This window comes from Rhizobium sp. CECT 9324, assembly GCF_918741265.1.
Taxonomy (GTDB): Bacteria; Pseudomonadota; Alphaproteobacteria; order Rhizobiales; family Rhizobiaceae; genus Allorhizobium.
Genome location: NZ_CAKKMZ010000001.1, coordinates 3,627,854 through 3,645,440, shown reverse-complemented (window position 1 = coordinate 3,645,440; position 17,587 = coordinate 3,627,854). Strand labels below are relative to the sequence as shown.

Genomic DNA, 17,587 nt, shown 5'->3' with positions numbered 1-17,587 from the left:
ACCTCGGGATTTTCGCTGCCGCCAGGCCGTTGTGCGGCATTGTCGGGGGCAAGTTAAAGTTTCCGCAAGAACGATCTCATATGGTGGCGCAAGTATTGCGTAAAACAGCGGGGCGGTGTCATGGCGGAGTTCACAGCGTGAAGGGTCCGAAGATCCATATTTCGCGCAAGCTCGTGCTGATCTTCGGCGGTGTTCTTGTCCTGTGTGGCGGAACGGGTGCTGCTGCCGTGTTCATCGGCGCCGATACTTTGCTGGGCCCGTCCTATGCGGAGCTGAACGGGCTGGAATGCACCGAGGTCAAAACCGTCGAGATCCACAAGAAGGATCACTTCTGGATCCGCAAATACATCACCACCGACGAGCCCGGCGACGGCGTGACACGGGTCAAGACAGCACTTCGCGTGGCGAAAAGCCTGCATGAGCATGAAAAGGCCGATCTGGTCCAGGTTGTCGTGCTCGATACCAAGGGACCGAAGGATCGCGCCGACATGCGCGGCCGCGCCGTCGGTGCCGACGTGATCTTCATTCCCGATCCGAGCCGCGTGCCCGAAGAGGCCTCGGCGCAGGTGTATACCGCCCGCTATGTCGACAAGGCTGCCAATGAGAGCGGTCAGTTCTTCGGCGAGCGTATCGACATGATCAATGCCGATATCGAAGCGCTTGTTGCCAAGCTCGATGACACGACCGATTGCCTGAAACCGGAGGTGGTGCTGCCGGAAGGCGCCCATGGCGCGGCACCGGCCGGACATGGAGAGGCGCCTGCCGGACATGGCGAAGCACCCGCCAGCGGCCATGGTGAAGCGCCTGCCGATGCGCATGGGGCGGCCCCGGCAGATGCGCACGGCGAAGCGCCGGCTGAAGGTCATGGGGAGGCACCGGCTGAAGGCCACGGCGAGGCGGTTCCTGTTGCCGAGCATGGGGCAGAGGAAAGCAAGGGCTGGATGGGCTCTATCCTGGGCATGGTCGGCCTTGGCGGCAGTGATGAGCCGGAAGCGGCGGCGCATGCTCCGGACGCCGCGGGCCACGATGCGCCGGCCGAAGATGAGGTTGTTGCGAGCGAACACGGTGCGCCGGCCGATCATGGAGAGGCCGCCGGACATGGAGAAGCCGCCGCCGGTCATGCGCCTGCCGAGGGCGAAGGCCATGGCGCGGCGGTTGAGGCGCATGGCGCCGCGGTCGAGGATCATGCACCCGCTGGAGAGCCTGTCGTCGCTGCGCCGGAGGCGGCTGACGGTCATTCGCCTGTGGCCACCGATGCGGCGCACGGTGCAGATGTCGCGGTGGCTGAAGAGCAGGGCTGGTTGTCTTCGTTGAAGGGTATGGTCGGCCTTGGAGATGGGGCAGCACCGGAAGAGGCAGCGTCCGAGGAGGGCGCCGCCGTCTCGGAAGCCGATGAGGTTGCAAAGAAGAAGTGGCCGAAGCCGGCCGAAAATCAGGTCGCGCCCGTTGGCGAACAGGCAGAGGGCGGCAAGCATGACGGCGCCGACTGGCTGGCCAAGATGCGGGCCAAGCCGATCGCCGCCGGGGCTGACGATGGGCATGGCGCTGCCGCCGCAGTAGAGGGTGCGGCCGTGGAAACACATGACCAGCCCGCGTCGACTCAAGTCGAGCATGGGGAAAAGGCGGATGCGTCACATGCGCCTGCCGCACCGGCCGAGGAAGAGGCTATCCTGCCGCCAAAGGCCAAGGTGCATGGCGAGGAAGAGGCCAAGGCCGGTCACTGATCATCGCATTTGCAGACAGCAAAAAGCCCCGGTCGCAGGATCGGGGCTTTTGTCTATCTGCGCGTTGCCGGCTGATCAGTCGGCCCTGGCGCGACGGGCCGGGAAGAGGATGATGTCGCGGATCGACGGGGCGTTGGTCAACAGCATGATCAGGCGATCGACGCCGATGCCGAGACCGCCGGCAGGCGGCATGCCCTGGTCGATCGCATCGAGGAATTCCTCGTCCAGCTGCTTGTCCTTTTCGCCGCGGGCATGGGCCTGCTCCAGCTGTTCGACCATGCGCTTGCGCTGTTCTTCCGGATCGTTGAGTTCGGAGAAGGCGTTGCCGATTTCCCAGGCGTTGCAATAGGTCTCGAAACGCTCGACGAGGCGTGGTTCGCCCGGCACTTCCTTTGCAAAGGGCGAAATGTCTTTCGGAAAATGCGTGACATGGCTCGGCTGGATCAGTGTGCCTTCGACCTTTTCCTCGAAGATAAAGGCAAGGCATTCGCCCCAGGTCCAGTCCTTCTCGACGGCAAAGCCGGCAGCCTTGGCGGCGGTGCGGGCTTCCTCGTCGGTTGTCATGGCGAGGAAGTCGATGCCGGTCGCTTCCTTGACGGCGTCAGGCATGGGCACGCGCTTGAACGGGCCCTTGAAGGAGATTTCCTTGTCGCCGAACATGAATTCGGTGGTGCCGTGGATCTTGACGGCGAGTTCGGCGAACATGCGCTCGACGAGGTCCATGATGTCCTCGTAGTCGGCATAGGCCCAGTAGCATTCCATCATGGTGAATTCGGGATTGTGGCGGGTCGACACACCTTCGTTGCGGAAGTTGCGGTTGACCTCGAAGACCTTGTCGGTCAGGCCGGAAACCAGGGTGCGCTTGAGGAACAGTTCCGGCGCGATGCGCAGGTACATGTCGAGCTTCAGCGTGTTGTGGTGGGTCTTGAACGGCTCGGCCGTCGCGCCGCCATAGACCGAATGCAGCATCGGCGTCTCGACTTCCATGAAGCCGTCGTTTTCCATGAAGCGGCGAATGCCCGAGACGATCTGCGAACGCTGCTTGAAGCGGAGCTTCGAATCCTCGTTGGTCAGGATGTCGAGATGGCGCTTGCGGTAGCGCAGCTCGATATCGGCGAGACCGTGATACTTTTCCGGCATCGGCAGCAGCGTCTTGGTCAGCATGGTGATTTCATGGGCGTTGATCGTCAGCTCGCCACGCTTGGTGCGGCGGACCATGCCGGTGACGCCGATAATATCACCAAGGTCGATCATCGGCAGGAGGCTGCGGGCCGCCTCCGGTGTCGTGTCCTTGTGGGAGAAGATCTGGATCTTGCCCGAGGCATCGTGCAGGTCGATGAACATGCCGGAATTGCGCGAGGAATAGACGCGTCCTGCAACGGTGACGATGTCGCCCGATTCCGTGTCCAGCTCAAGGCCCTCGTATTTCGCAGCCAGTTCCGCATTGGTGATCGTGCGGTGGAAATGGGCCGGGTAGACGTCGCCGACCTGTTCGCGCAGCAAAGCCAGTTTCTGGCGACGCACTTCGGTCGGGTCGGAGGACAGGGTGGATTCAGGTGTCTGTTCGGTCATCGTGTCTCGCCTCGGATCGGCTGTTTTCGTTTCGGTCACCCCCCTCTGCCCTGCCGGGCATCTCCCCCACAAGGGGGGAGATCGGATGGGGGACGCTTATGGTTTCACCTCTGGCATCACAGCCGGCGGTCAACGAGAGTTTGGCAATGGCGGGCCACTCGCTGATCTCCCCCCTTGTGGGGGAGATGCCCGGCAGGGCAGAGGGGGGTAGTTCAACGCGCCGCCGGAAGGCGACGCTACATCGTCAGTTCTGGGCACCCGCCATTGTGGTCAGCACCTGGATTGCCACCTTCAGGCGCTGGCGCACGACCGAGCGGCCGAGCAGCGCCATCGAGTCAAAAAGCGGCAGCGAACGCTGGCTGCCGGATACGGCGACGAACAGCGGCGGGGTGACCACGCGCAGCTTCTTCTCCATACGATCGGCGATCGCGCGCAGTTCTTCCTCGATGGTCGCGACGTTCCATTCGAGGATCTTTTCGAGATCCGCCTGGACGGTGGTGACGATGGAAAGCGTTTCCGCCGGGCTGGTCTTCAGGCCGCCGAAGGAGGCCGGCGTCAGGCCGACATCGTTGGCGAGCAAGAAGCCGGCGAGCGGCGGCAGTTCGCCGAGCTTGGTGACGCGGCTCTGGGCGAGCTTCAGGCCTTCGGTCAGGCGATCGTTTTCCATCGACCAGTCGAGGACGCGGGCGATAAACTCGTCCGGGGTCAGCTTTTCGCGCAGCCAACGGCCGTTCAGCCAGTCGAGCTTCTGGATGTCGAAGATTGCGCCGGCCTTGGACAGGTTGTCCGGGTCGAACTTTGCCGTGAGTTCGTCCATGGTCAGCAGTTCCTCGCCCTCGGCGATCTGGATGAAGAACAGTCCGAGGAAATTCATCAGCGCTTCCGGCAGGTAGCCGAGGGCCGAATAATAGGAAATCGAGGTCGGGTTCTTGCGCTTCGACAGCTTGGACTTGTCGGCGTTGCGCATCAGGGAGAGATGCATGAACACCGGCTGTTCCCAGCCGAAATAGCGATAGAGCAGGATGTGCTTGGGCACCGATGCCAGCCACTCCTCGCCGCGGGCGACGTGGGTGATCTTCATCAGATGGTCGTCGATGACATTGGCCATGTGATAGGTCGGCATGCCGTCGCCCTTGATCAGGACCTGCATGTCGACGCTGTCCCACGGGATCGAGACGTCGCCATAGACGCCGTCGTGGAAATCGCACGAGCCTTCCGTCGGGATCTTCATGCGCACGACGGAGGTTTCGCCGCCCGCCATCTTCGAGGTGACTTCCTCGGCGGTCAGGTTGAGGCACAGGCCATCATATTTTGGCGGCTTGCCGGCGGCGCGCTGGCCTTCGCGCATCTGCTCGAGCCGCTCGGGCGTGCAGAAACAACGGAAGGCGTGGCCCTTGTCGAGCAGGTCCTGCGCATGGGGCCAGTACATGTCCTTGCGGTCGGACTGGCGGTAGGGGCCGTAGGGGCCGCCGACATCCGGGCCTTCGGACCAGGTCAGTCCGGTCCATTTCAGCGCGTCGAGCACTTTCTGTTCGAATTCGGCCGTCGAACGGGTCGCATCGGTATCCTCGATGCGCAGGATGAACTCGCCGCCGTGTTTCTTGGCGAAGAGATAATTGAACAGCGCGATATAGGCGGTGCCGACATGGGGCTCGCCTGTCGGGGAGGGTGCGATGCGGACGCGGACGCCGGAATTGGTCATGGAGTTCAGCTCATTGTGTCGTGCGGGGAAATCGAGCGATGGCCGCAGGATCATGGGTGTGAAGGCGATGTGGCGAACGGACGAAAAAGCGCGTTTTAATGCCCGGCTCCGCCTGTTCCATTGGCTGGCCTTAGGCCATATTCAGCGCAATGCGTCAAGGAAAACTGCGCATTCGGGCGGTTTCGCGGACCCCCAGCGGCGCGGGCGCAAAAAAAATCAAAAAGCCCTGGAACCGAATTTTGTCGGGTGCGTTTCTAGGACAGAGCGCAGGCCATGCCAACCGGACGCGACGGGATATGGGGAACACGGTGATTTTTCCGGTTTCTCACCGTAGCCAACGAAACGGCAGACGAGCCCCCCCAACCGTCTGGTTTGCGTTCACCCCAAGTCCCGCCCCCCAGGAAAACCTGCGTCCGCCGACGCAGGTTTTTCTGCATTCTGGCGCCGCGTATCACCGCGGCGGTTGCAAGCAAGCGTGTTCAACTCACTGGCCAGACCATCAGGAGCGTCGGCACCGCGACGAAGACAACGAGAAAAGACAGCGGAAGTCCCAAACGGGGATAGTCACTGAAGCGATATCCACCCGGACCCATGACGAGCGTGTTGCACTGGTGGCCGATCGGGGTCAGAAAATCGCAGCCCGCACCGATGGCCACGGCCATCAGGAAGGCTTCCGGCTTGTAGCCCAGGCCTCCGGCAAAGCTTGCGGCAATCGGGGCCATGACCAGCACGGTTGCCGCATTGTTGAGGAAGGGGGTTACCGCCATGGCCGTAACGAGGATCAGGGCAACCGCACCCCAGGCCGGCATGCCGCCTGCGACCGCGCTCAGCCAGCCGGCAACGACATCGCTTGCGCCGGATGTCCGCAGCGTATCGGAGACCGGGATCAGGGCGGCGAGCATGACCAGAATGGGTCCGTCCACCGATTGGTAGACCTCTGAAATCGGGATGACCTTGAAGATGACCATGGCGAGTGCGGCGGCAAAGAAGGCAATGCCGACAGGGACGAGCCCGACTGCCGTCGAGCCCATGGCAACGAAGAGAATGGCGAGTGGAACGAGAACGTTGCGGGGGGTGCCCAGCAGGATGGCGCGCTCTGCAAGCGGAAGGCAGCCAAGCTCGGTGAGAATGGCCGGCATCTGCTGGCGCAGACCCTGAAGAAGCACAACGTCGCCGGAACGCAGCGTCAATTCGCCGAGACGTTCGCGGATGCGTTTGCCCTGACGGCTGACGGCCAGCAGGTTGACGCCGTAAGAATGGACGAGCGAAAGGTCGCGCGCTGTCTGGCCGATCAGGGACGAGCCGCGGCCGATCACAGCCTCGACGGAGACCAGGTCGCCGCCCTTGTTTGTGTCGACGCTGCCGCCGGCGAGCGTCAGATTGCCCTGGGATACGACCCGGTCAAGGGCTTCCGATGGACCCTGCAGCAGAAGCGTGTCGCCGAGTTTCAGCACGACGTCGGGGAAAGGCGACAGGCGCGTATCGCCGCGCAGGATCGACGTTGCAGACACTTCGCCAGAGGCGATCTGCTGCAGCTGATGCAGGGTCTTGCCGATAAAGGGTGATTGGCGTCCAAGGGTGGCTTCAGTGGAGAAATGCGAGCTTTCAAGCGCTTCCTGCAGCGACGGGTTCTGGTTCTCACGGACGGGCACCAGCCAGTAGAAGAACATCAGGAAGATGATGCCGGCGACCGCGAGCGTCGCGCCGACCGGCGTGAAGTCGAACATCGTGAAGGCCTGCCCGGTAATCTCTTCACGCAGCCGCGAGACGGCGATGTTGGGCGAGGTGCCGATCTGGGTCATCAGGCCGCCGAGCAGGGCACCGAAGGCCATCGGCATGAGGAAGATCGAGGGTGAGACGCTGGAGCGACGGGCGAACTGGAATGCCACCGGCATCATGATGGCGAGCGCCCCGATGTTCTTGATGAAGGCGGAAAGCACGGTGACGGTGAGAAGCAGGAGCAGCATCTGCGCCCGGACGGATTCAAGGCTTGGAAAGAAGCGCTTGATGGCGAGATCGACGACGCCGGACCGCGCCACACCGGCGCTGACGACAAGTGCCGAACCGACAATGATGACAATGTCGTCGGAGAAGCCGGAGAATGCATCGGCAGGGGGGACGAGGCCAAGGGCGACGGCCGTGACAAGTGCGGCACAGGCGACGACATCATACCGAAACCGCTCCCACAGGAACGCGGCCATCATCGCAGCAATGACACCGAAGGCGAGAATTTGCTCGTAGGTCATATGGCTCCGGCGGTTTTCGGCGTGACTGCAGACGGTGGCTCTCACCGCTGGTCAGTGCCCAGTATAATTTCTTCGGTCGTGGTGGTGTTTTAGGTCGCGACGGTCGTCATGCACAAAAAAGAGGGCCTGTTCGATAAAACAGGCCCTCTCTTGCAACGTCAAGGATCAGTGACGGGTGGTGCCTTTTTCCCGGTCTGCCTGCTTCTTTTTGCGGGCAAACATATTGAGCATTTCCACGAGGCCGGAGAAGGCCATGGCCGCGTAGATGTAGCCCTTGGGAACATGGAAGCCCATGCCGTCGGCGATCAGGGTCATGCCGATCATCAGCAGGAAGCCAAGTGCCAGCATGACGACGGTCGGGTTCTTTTCGATGAAGTTGGCGAGCGGATTGGAGGCAATCAGCATGACGGTCACAGCCACGATGACGGCGATGATCATGATCGGCAGGTGTTCCGTCATGCCAACCGCAGTGATGATGCTGTCGACGGAAAACACGAGGTCGAGCAACAGGATCTGGCCAATGGCGGCGGCAAAGGTATTGGTCGCCGAGGATGCAATGAAATCTTCCTGGTGGTCGATCGGGTCGACACTGTGATGGATTTCCTTGGTCGCCTTCCAGACCAGGAACAGACCGCCGGCGATCAGGATCATGTCCTTCCACGAGAAGCCGTGGCCGAAGAGCTCGAAGACGGGATTGGTCAGCTGGACAATCCAGGCGACGGTGCCGAGCAGCGCGAGACGCATGACAAGCGCGAGGCCGATGCCGATGCGGCGAGCCCTTTCGCGCGATTCAGCCGGCAGCTTGTTGGTCAGGATGGAAATGAAGACGAGGTTGTCGATGCCGAGCACGACTTCCATGATGATCAGCGTGATCAGTGCGATCCAGGCGGCGGGGTCCTGAGCGAGTAGGAGCAGATCCTGCATTCGATGTTTTCCGTGCTAAACAGAGGAGTTGAGCAACAGCAAATGGGGCAAATGATCGCATATGGCAAGGGTGCGATCGCCAGGTATTCCGAGCGTTGCCCGGCGGGGGCGGCCAATGGCCGTTTTTCAGATGTTTTCGGGCTTTGCCGGTCCATAGGATTTGAGGAAAATCCTGAGGCCGCTTTCGATCACACGCTCCACTTCAGCCTGGGAGAGGTTCGGCGGCAACTGATTGAACAGGCGCTCCCTGAAAAATGAGCCGATGGTCAGGTCGATAAACTGGCGCGCCGCCAGTTCGCAATCGTCTATGGACAGCTGTCCGGCCGCAACCTGCTTTTCCAGAAAGGCCCGCAGCACGCTCTTGGCATTGGTGGGTGCCCCGGCGAAAAACCGTTGGCAAAGGCTCGGCATGCGATCGATCACGCCCAGGACAACACGCATCGCAGGGATCATGTCCGTCTCAATGACCTGATGGGCAAAGGCGAGACCGAAGCTGCGCAGGCCGTCTTCGGTGCTGGCGCTCCGCTCGAGCAGTTCACGCATGCGCTCGGCAAACAACCCTTTCTCGCGTTCGATCAGGGCGGCAAACAGTTCTTCCTTGCTCTGGAAGTAGACGTAGATCGTGCCCTTGGAAACGCCGGCCTCACGGGTCACGTCATTCATGCTGGCGGCGTCGTAACCCATCTTCATGAAGACGCGCTTTGCGCCATCGAGGATCTGGCCGCGCTTGATCGGATCTTCGCCCGCGGCAAAACGGCTCAAACCGGGCGCTGCCACGGTTGGCTGCTCCTGTATTTCGTTCTGTTTTGTCGTCGGTTTGCTCATGATCGGCCCAAATAATTAACTCATGTCAGTTTTGCAGACGTGAAGCGCAAATCTGCATCTTGATATGCGTTACGAAACGCTATATGTCAATCGAACCGAACGGTTCAGTTCGAATAGTTTCTTCACCAACTCCCCGGTTTGAGCCCATGTCCGTCACGCAAAGATCCACCGCCCTTCGTTCCGCTCCTCCAGTCGATGACAGGAATGAGGCCGTGCCGGCCACGCCGCAAGAAGCCGGGGTGACTGCTCCCGAAGCCGCGACGCCCCCTGTCGCCAAGGTTGCCAAGAAGCGCAGCAGTCCGGTGCTGCCAATCATCGGTCTGGCGCTTCTGAGCGCGGGTGCGTGGTTCGGTTACCAATGGTGGACCGACGGCCGCTTCATGGTCTCGACGGACGACGCCTATATCGAAGGCGATATCGCGATCATCTCGCCGAAAGTCTCGGGTTATGTGGAAACGGTGAATGTTACCGGCAATCAGGTGGTCAAGGCCGGCGATCCGCTGGTCACGCTCGATGCCGGCGACTATCGCATCGCCTATGAACAGGCCGTCGCCAACAAGCAGAGTGCCGAACTGGCCGTGTTGCGCATGGACGCGCAGATCTCCGGCGGCGAGGCCAGCCTTGCGCAGACGCGGGCTCAGCAGGGTGCGCTCGAAGCGAGCGTGCGCGGCGCGCAGATTACCGAAAAGCGCGCTACAGATCTTGCTGCCAAGTCGGTCGGCACGACCGCCGATCTCGACAGCGCCAAGATCGCTCTGGAGCAGGCCAAGGCAAACCTGGTGGCAGGTGAAGCGGCCGTGTCTTCTGCCGAGGCCAATGTTTCGCTGCTAAAGGCTCAGCGCGACGAGGCCCTGAACACCGTCAAGGTGCAGGATCTCGCCATCGAGCAGGCCAAGCGCGACCTCGACTTTACCGTGCTGAAGGCCCCTTATGACGGCATCGTCGGCAATCTGTCGGTCCAGGCCGGCGATCTTGTCTCCGCCGGCAAACGCCTGGCGGCACTCGTTCCGGTCAACGAACTTTACATCGAGGCGAACTTCAAGGAAACGCAGATCGCCCATCTGGTGCCCGGTTCGAAGGTTTCGATCCATGTCGATGCCTACGGTGAGGATCCGCTGGAAGGCACGGTGACATCGATCGCTCCGGCCTCGGGTGCGATCTTCTCGATGTTGCCGGCCGAAAACGCCACCGGCAACTTCACCAAGGTGGTGCAGCGCGTTCCCGTGCGGATCGCGCTTCCGCCGGAAGCCCTGAAGCAGGGGCATCTGCGTGCCGGTCTCAGCGTGATTGTCGATGTCGATACCCGGACTGCGCCGGATGCCCAGGCCATCGCTGCGAAGTAAGCGGATCTGCTAGAAAAGGGGCCGCGTCATGGCCGTTGCAAGCACAGCATCACCCACCCTTGGCTCGGCCTCGGGGGCGGAAGAGCGCATGGATCCGAAACGGGTCATCGCCTTTCTGGCGATGGTCTTCGGCATGTTCATGTCGATCCTCGACATCCAGATCGTCTCGGCCTCGCTGTCGGAAATCCAGGCAGGTCTCGGCGCCAGCAATGACGAGGTCGCCTGGGTCCAGACGTCCTATCTGATTGCCGAAGTCATCATGATCCCGTTGTCCGGCGTTCTGGCCCGGATCCTGTCGACGCGGGTGCTGTTTTCGATCTGCGCCGGCGGCTTCACGCTGGCCAGTGCATTGGCAGCCACGGCCACCAATATCGAACAGATGATCGTCTACCGTGCGATCCAGGGCTTTATCGGCGGGGGAATGATCCCGTCGGTCTTCGTTGCCGCCTTCACGATCTTCCCGCCGTCCAAGCGCAATATCGTTTCGCCGATGATCGGTCTTGTCGCCACGCTTGCGCCGACGATCGGGCCGACGATCGGGGGCTATATCAGTCATGCCCTATCCTGGCACTGGCTGTTCCTGATCAATGTGATACCCGGCATCATCGTGGCCGCGACGACCTGGAGCCTGATCGACTTCGACGAGCCGGACCACAGCCTGATGAAGAAATTCGACTGGTGGGGGCTGGCCTCCATGGCGGTGTTCCTCGGGTCGATGGAATTCGTGCTGGAAGAAGGCAACAACAAGGACTGGTTCAACGACCACCATATCGTCATGGGCACGATTGCCATGGTGATCGGCGGGGCGATCTTCTTCCGCCGGGTGTTCAAGGTCGAGCTTCCCGTCGTTGATCTGCGGGCATTCTCGAACGCGAACTTTGCCTTCGGCTCGCTGTTCTCGTTTGTCATGGGGGTCGGTCTCTATGGCCTGACCTATCTCTATCCGCTCTATCTCAGCCGCATCCGTCACTACGATTCGCTGATGATCGGCGAGACCATGTTCGTATCGGGTGCTGCGATGTTCCTGACGGCGCCGATCGCGGGCATCCTGTCGAGCAAGCTCGACCCGCGCGTCATGATGATGCTGGGTTTCGCCGGATTTGCGACCGGCACCTACATGATGACCGGGATCACGGCAGATTGGGATTTCTACGAACTGCTCCTGCCGCAGATCCTGCGCGGCTGCTCGCTGATGATCTGCATGGTGCCGATCAACAATATCGCGCTTGGCACATTGCCCCCGGATCGTATGAAGAACGCATCCGGCCTGTTCAACCTGACCCGCAACCTCGGTGGCGCCGTCGGGCTGGCGATCATCAACACGATGATCACCCAGCGCACCGACGATCATTTTGCCCGCCTGTCGGAGCAGCTTGACTGGGGCAATGCCGCAGCACTCGACTGGCTGGCCAGTGTCGGTGCCAACTACGAGGCCTATGGTCTCGACGGCAGCACCGTTGCGGTCCAGAAGCTTGCCGGCATCGTCACGCAGCAGGCGACGCTGCTGTCCTTCATCGACATCTTCATGGCGCTGACCGTGCTGTTTGGTTCATTGGTGTTCATGACGCTGATGCTGAAGAAACCCAAGGCCGCCGCACCGGCTGGTGCCGGTCACTGAAGATTCGCTGGTTGAAGGCCGCCGCTCGACAGGGTTGGCGGCTTTTTGCCTGTCGAAAATGAGGTACGTACATCTTTTTTTGATTTACGTACCTCATCTCCTGCGCTAGGACAGGCGCCGGAGGAATTCATGAAGCCAACAGTCCATGACATCGCGGTCCATGCCGGGGTCAGTCTTGCGACCGTCGACCGGGTTTTGAACCGGCGACCGGGCGTGAGTGCGCGGACCCGCGACAAGGTCGACCAGGCGGTGTCGTCGCTCGGTTTCGTGCGCGACGTGGCGGCGGCCAACCTGGCCAAGGGGCGAACCTATCCGCTGACCTTCATCATTCCGTCCAATGACAATTCCTTCATGCGCGGCCTCAGGCTTGCGCTGAATGAGGCAACCGGACGCGGGGCTGTCGAGCGGGTTTCCATCCGGCTCGTCGATGTGCCAGCATTCGACGCGCCGGCGCTGGCCAACGCGCTTGACATGGCGTTGCGTGATGCACCTGCGGGCATTGCATTCGTCGCGGTCGATGCGCCCGAGGTCGCTGCTGCAGCCAATCGCGTGACCGCCGCTGGTGTGCCGCTGGTGACGCTGGTGTCGGATCTGTCCGGGTCGCAACGCGATCACTATGCCGGGATCGACAATGCTGCCGCGGGCCGGACGGCCGCGAGCCTGCTCGGGCGGTTTCTCGGTGGCCGCGATGGCGCAGTCGCCGTTCTTGCAGGCTCGATGCTGGTGCGCGACCATCGCGAGCGTTGCGAGGCCTTTGAAGCCGTGATGGCCAAGGATTTTTCCCGGTTCGTGATCCTGCCGGTGCTCGAGGGGCGCGACGACCCGGCGACGGTGGAAATGCTGGTCAGCCGGCTTTTGGCCGGGCGGGACGATATCATCGGTCTCTACAGTCTGGGTGCTGGCAACCGCGGCCTCGTGCGGGCGCTGGAGAAGCTGCCGTCGACAAACAGGCCGGCGGTGATCGCGCACGAATTGACGGAAACGACGCGCACAGCGCTCAATGCCGGCCTGATCGATGCTGTGCTCAATCAGGATGCCGGCCATGAGGTGCGCAGTGCCATCCGGGTGCTGAAAGCCAAGGCCGACGGGTTGCCGGTGGTTGCGGCGCAAGAGCGTATTCGGCTCGACATATTCTTGAAGGACAATCTGCCCTGAGGGGCAAAAAGGTGAATGCAGCTTTGAGCGACTGGACGCCTGGCGGCCGGGTTCGAAGCGGTTGAAAAGGGAGAAAACTATGTATCTCGGTTTGGATCTTGGCACATCGGGCATCAAGGCGATGCTGATGGATGACAGCCAGCGCGTGATCGGTGTCGGTCATGCGGCGCTGACCGTTCAGCGGCCGCATTCCGGCTGGTCCGAGCAGGCGCCGGGCGACTGGATCCGCGCGACGGAAGAGGCGGTCGGCGCGCTCAAGGCCTCGCATGCGAAGGAACTGGCCGCCGTCAAGGGCATCGGCCTGTCCGGCCATATGCATGGTGCGACGCTGATCGATGCCAAGGACCGGGTGCTGCGCCCGTGCATCCTGTGGAATGACACGCGCAGCCATGAAGAGGCGGCAGCACTCGACGCCGATCCGCGGTTTCGGGCACTGACCGGCAATATCGTCTTTCCCGGCTTTACCGCGCCCAAGTTCGCCTGGGTGGCCAAGCACGAGCCGGACACCTTCGCCAAGGTCGCCAAGGTGCTGCTGCCCAAGGATTTCCTCAGGCTGTGGCTGACGGGAGAATATCTCTCCGACATGTCGGATTCGGCCGGAACGGCCTGGCTCGACACCGGAAAGCGTGCGTGGTCGACGGAGCTTCTTGCGGCAACAGGCCTGGCCGTCGAGCAGATGCCGGGCCTCGTCGAGGGCACGGAGCGCGCCGGTACGCTGCGTGGCGAACTGGCAGCGAAATGGGGCATCTGTTCCGATGTCGTCGTGGCCGGCGGGGCAGGGGATAATGCCGCCTCTGCCTGCGGCATGGGTACGGTCGCCGAGGGTCATGCCTTCGTGTCGCTCGGCACGTCCGGCGTTCTCTTTGCCGCCAATGGCTCCTACCTGCCGAAGCCGGAAAGTGCGGTACATGCCTTCTGCCACGCGCTGCCGAACACCTGGCACCAGATGGGCGTGATCCTTTCGGCGACCGATGCGCTGAACTGGCATTCCGGCGTCACCGGCAAATCGGCGGGCGAGTTGACCGCGGAACTGGGCGACGATCTCAAGGCGCCGACCGGCGTGACGTTCCTGCCGTATCTGTCGGGCGAGCGCACACCGCACAATGATGCGAAGATCCGCGGCGCCTTTATCGGGCTCGGCCATGATTCCAGTCGCGCGGTGCTGACGCAGGCCGTTGTCGAAGGCGTGACCTTTGCCATCCGCGACAGCCTCGAGGCGCTGAAATCCGCCGGCACGAAGATCGATCGCGTCACCGCGATCGGCGGTGGATCGCGCTCGCGCTACTGGCTGGCGTCGATTGCCACGGCTCTCGACATGCCGGTCGACGTGCCGGCGGACGGCGATTTCGGCGCGGCGTTCGGTGCGGCTAGGCTCGGGCTGATTGCCGCGACCGGCGCCGATCCGCTGTCGGTCTGCACGGCGCCTGAAACGGCGGAGACGATCACGCCGGTCAAGGCGCTGTCGGGCGCCTACGAGGAGGCCTATCGCCGCTATCGCTCGGTCTATCCGGCGATCAAGGGGCTTTGAAGACTTGCCCCTCACCCTGACCCTCTCCCCGCAGGCGGGGAGAGGGGACGGAACGGTTGCGGCAAGACACCTTCTCCCCGTTCACGGGGAGAAGGTGCCGGCAGGCGGATGAGGGGCTGCGCTGCGATCACCCCAACCCGGACCTGCGGTCCGACCCTCCCCATCAAGGGGAGGGTAGAAACACACGATACACACCAAGGAGGAACGACCCATGAGCACTGGCTTTTTCGGCGATATCGCCAAGATCAAATACGAAGGCACCGACAGCACCAATCCGCTGGCCTATCGCCACTACAATCCCGATGAAATGGTCGCCGGCAAGCGCATGGAAGACCATCTGCGCTTTGCGATTGCCTATTGGCACACGTTTGCCTGGGAGGGCGGAGACCCCTTCGGTGGCCGCACTTTCGACCGTCCCTGGTATGGCAGCGGCATGGACAAGGCGAAGCTGAAGGCGGATGTCGCCTTCGAAATGTTCAGCCTGCTGGGCACGCCCTATTATTGCTTCCACGATGCCGACGCGCGCCCGGAAGGCGATAGCTTTGCCGAGAACACCCGGAACCTCAACGAGATCGTCGACTACTTCGAACAAAAGCAGGCCGAGACCGGCGTGAAGCTGCTCTGGGGCACGGCGAACCTGTTTTCGCACCGCCGCTACATGTCGGGCGCCTCGACCAATCCGGATCCGGATGTGTTTGCCTTCAGTGCGGCGACCGTCAAGACCTGCATGGATGCGACCAAACGTCTGGGCGGCGAGAACTATGTGCTCTGGGGCGGCCGCGAGGGTTATGAAACCCTGCTCAATACCGACCTGAAGCGGGAACTGGACCAGATGGGCCGCTTCCTCAACCTGGTGGTCGAGTACAAGCACAAGATCGGCTTCAAGGGCGCGCTGCTGATCGAACCGAAGCCGCAGGAGCCGACCAAGCACCAGTATGACTACGACGTTGCGACCGTCTACGGCTTCCTCAAGACCTATGGTCTGGAGAAGGAAGTGAAGGTCAATATCGAGCAGGGCCATGCGATCCTGGCCGGCCATACATTCGAGCACGAATTGGCGCTGGCCAATGCGCTCGGCATCTTCGGCTCGATCGACATGAACCGCAACGACTACCAGTCCGGCTGGGATACCGACCAGTTCCCCAACAATGTGCCGGAAATGGCGCTGGCCTATTACCAGGTTCTCGCCGGCGGCGGCTTCACCACCGGTGGTACGAACTTCGACGCCAAGCTGCGCCGCCAGTCGATCGATCCGGCCGACCTGCTGATCGGCCATATCGGCGGCATGGATTGCTGCGCCCGTGGCCTGAAGGCTGCGGCGAAGATGATCGAGGACAAGGCGCTATCGGGTCCGCTGGCCTCGCGCTATGCCGGTTGGGACAAGGCCGAAAACCAGACGATGCTGCGCGGCGAGGAAAGCCTCGAGGCAATCGCCGCCCGCGTCGAGGCCAAGGACGTCAATCCGCAGCCGAAATCGGGCCAGCAGGAACTGCTGGAGAATGTGGTCAACCGCTACGTCTGAGATGTAGGTTGATGTGATATCATGCGATTGGGCCGGGGCATGCGAGTGTCCCGGCTTTTTTATGCGGTTGACGTCATGCTCGGGCTTGTCCCGAGCCTCTGCCGAGGTTCGCAGCGTCGCTCAACGGTTTAGGTCGGGTTCCTGGTTGTCTGCAGTAGATCCTCGGAACAAACCCGAGGAAGACGGCTTCGGGGTGTCGTGCCCGTCAACATTCCCGGCCGTGCCCACAAAGTGCCTGACGGCGGACACTTGGACAGCAGGCCCGCCCGCTACCGCTTGCCCGGTCCCGTCACCGATCCCCTGACGATCAGGTCCGGCATGATCAGGATTTCGCGCCGCTCGGTCGGGCGCTCGGCCAGTGTTTCCAGCAGCAGTGCCATGGCCTGGCGGCCGATGGCGCTGCGTGGCTGGCGGATCGTGGTCAAAGCCGGATTGACATAGGTCGCCTGCGGCACGTCGTCGAAACCGATGATCGAGAAGTCGCGCGGCAGATCGTAGCCGCGGGCGGTCAGGCCGTTGATGACGCCGACGGCTGTCGCGTCGTTGACACACATGAAGGCAGTCGGCAGCGTGTCGCGCATGAACAGTTGCTCGACGGCGAGGCGGCCGCTTTCGATCGTGCCGTCGCCCTCCAGGACCAAACGGTGGTCGGGCGGAATGCGGGCGGCGTCGAGGGCGAGGTCGTAGCCCTGGCGGCGGCGCTGGTGGCCGAGCCTTGTCTTTGCGTCACCGATGAAGGCGATGCGCCGGTGGCCGGCCGAGAGAAGATGTTCGGCCGCCTTGCGGGCGCCGGCGGTGTCATCGACGCCGACATAGGAGGTCTTCGAGCCGAAGACCGGTTCGAACACGGCCACCGACGGCGGCAGGCGCTGGCCGATCACCTGATGGCCGAAGGGTTCGTGGCCGGTGAACAGCACAAGGCCTGCGGCCTGTCCGGAACTGAGAAATTTCAGGTATTCCAGCCCGCGCTCGGGATCGTTCTGGGTATGGCCGATCAGCACGCCGAAGCCATGGGCGCGGGCCTCGTTTTCCAGGCCGATCAGCGTGGTGGAGAAATTCGGGTCGCCGATATCCGGAGCCAGGATCAGGATCATGTTGGAGCGGCCCATGCGAAGCGAGCGGGCCATGGCATTGGTGGTGTAGCCGGTGATCGCAATTGCCTGGTTGACGCGCTGGCGGGTGGTCTTGGCCACCTTGTCGGGCGTATGGATGGCACGGCTCACCGTGGCGATCGACACCTCGGCAATGCGTGCAACGTCGTCAATCGTGGCCGGCGCTGAATTCGGCACGCTGCCCCATCCCCCTATCCATATGGAATCGTTGGAGACCTTATCTGCTGTGTTGCGGCTGCGAAAGCCGAGAGGGCGGTTAAACAACCCTGTGAATGGATGATGTAAACCTTTACATAGATCATGTAAACCTTTACAT

General features: G+C 62.2%; 12 protein-coding genes. 6 read left to right on the top strand and 6 right to left on the bottom strand.

Annotated elements, in window-relative coordinates; genetic code table 11:
* Positions 1-137 precede the first annotated feature (137 nt).
* Complete coding sequence (locus LQ231_RS17680; protein ID WP_230172581.1) at positions 138-1,724, top strand: hypothetical protein; 1,587 nt, start codon at positions 138-140, stop codon at positions 1,722-1,724.
* A gap of 75 nt (positions 1,725-1,799) precedes the next feature.
* On the opposite strand, the gene lysS is transcribed toward LQ231_RS17680, so the two are convergent.
* The 5 genes from lysS to LQ231_RS17655 form a co-directional block, all read right to left on the bottom strand.
* On the bottom strand, positions 1,800-3,296 hold the full coding sequence (lysS, locus tag LQ231_RS17675; RefSeq protein ID WP_230172580.1) for a lysine--tRNA ligase: 1,497 nt from the start codon (positions 3,294-3,296) through the stop codon (positions 1,800-1,802).
* A 244-nt stretch (positions 3,297-3,540) separates the two neighbouring features.
* Complete coding sequence (gltX, locus tag LQ231_RS17670) at positions 3,541-4,998, bottom strand: glutamate--tRNA ligase (protein ID WP_230172579.1); 1,458 nt, start codon at positions 4,996-4,998, stop codon at positions 3,541-3,543.
* A gap of 479 nt (positions 4,999-5,477) precedes the next feature.
* The gene (locus LQ231_RS17665) at positions 5,478-7,244 is read right to left on the bottom strand and encodes an SLC13 family permease (protein WP_230172578.1); all 1,767 of its coding nucleotides are present in this window, start codon (positions 7,242-7,244) and stop codon (positions 5,478-5,480) included.
* 165 nt (positions 7,245-7,409) lie between these two features.
* The gene (locus LQ231_RS17660) at positions 7,410-8,168 is read right to left on the bottom strand and encodes a TerC family protein (protein ID WP_230172577.1); all 759 of its coding nucleotides are present in this window, start codon (positions 8,166-8,168) and stop codon (positions 7,410-7,412) included.
* Between the two features lie 126 nt (positions 8,169-8,294).
* Positions 8,295-8,945, bottom strand: coding sequence for a TetR/AcrR family transcriptional regulator (locus LQ231_RS17655; RefSeq protein ID WP_356636527.1), 651 nt, complete (start codon positions 8,943-8,945; stop codon positions 8,295-8,297).
* A gap of 194 nt (positions 8,946-9,139) precedes the next feature.
* Between LQ231_RS17655 and LQ231_RS17650 the strand changes: the two genes are divergently transcribed.
* The 5 genes from LQ231_RS17650 to xylA all read left to right on the top strand — a co-directional run bounded on the left by LQ231_RS17650 (position 9,140) and on the right by xylA (position 16,159).
* A complete protein-coding gene (locus LQ231_RS17650) occupies positions 9,140-10,336 on the top strand; it encodes an HlyD family secretion protein (RefSeq protein ID WP_230172574.1) in 1,197 nt (398 codons plus the stop codon).
* Between the two features lie 28 nt (positions 10,337-10,364).
* The gene (locus LQ231_RS17645) at positions 10,365-11,954 is read left to right on the top strand and encodes a DHA2 family efflux MFS transporter permease subunit (RefSeq protein WP_113142229.1); all 1,590 of its coding nucleotides are present in this window, start codon (positions 10,365-10,367) and stop codon (positions 11,952-11,954) included.
* A gap of 129 nt (positions 11,955-12,083) precedes the next feature.
* A complete protein-coding gene (locus tag LQ231_RS17640) occupies positions 12,084-13,109 on the top strand; it encodes a LacI family DNA-binding transcriptional regulator (protein ID WP_113142228.1) in 1,026 nt (341 codons plus the stop codon).
* 79 nt (positions 13,110-13,188) lie between these two features.
* Positions 13,189-14,637 carry a xylulokinase gene (gene xylB, locus LQ231_RS17635; RefSeq protein WP_230172572.1) on the top strand — a complete coding sequence of 483 codons (1,449 nt, stop codon included), beginning with the start codon at positions 13,189-13,191 and terminating at the stop codon, positions 14,635-14,637.
* 211 nt (positions 14,638-14,848) lie between these two features.
* The gene (gene xylA / locus LQ231_RS17630) at positions 14,849-16,159 is read left to right on the top strand and encodes a xylose isomerase (protein WP_230172570.1); all 1,311 of its coding nucleotides are present in this window, start codon (positions 14,849-14,851) and stop codon (positions 16,157-16,159) included.
* 269 nt (positions 16,160-16,428) lie between these two features.
* Here the strand turns inward: xylA and LQ231_RS17625 are convergent, their stop codons facing one another.
* The gene (locus LQ231_RS17625; protein WP_230172568.1) at positions 16,429-17,448 is read right to left on the bottom strand and encodes a LacI family DNA-binding transcriptional regulator; all 1,020 of its coding nucleotides are present in this window, start codon (positions 17,446-17,448) and stop codon (positions 16,429-16,431) included.
* Positions 17,449-17,587: the final 139 nt, after the last annotated feature.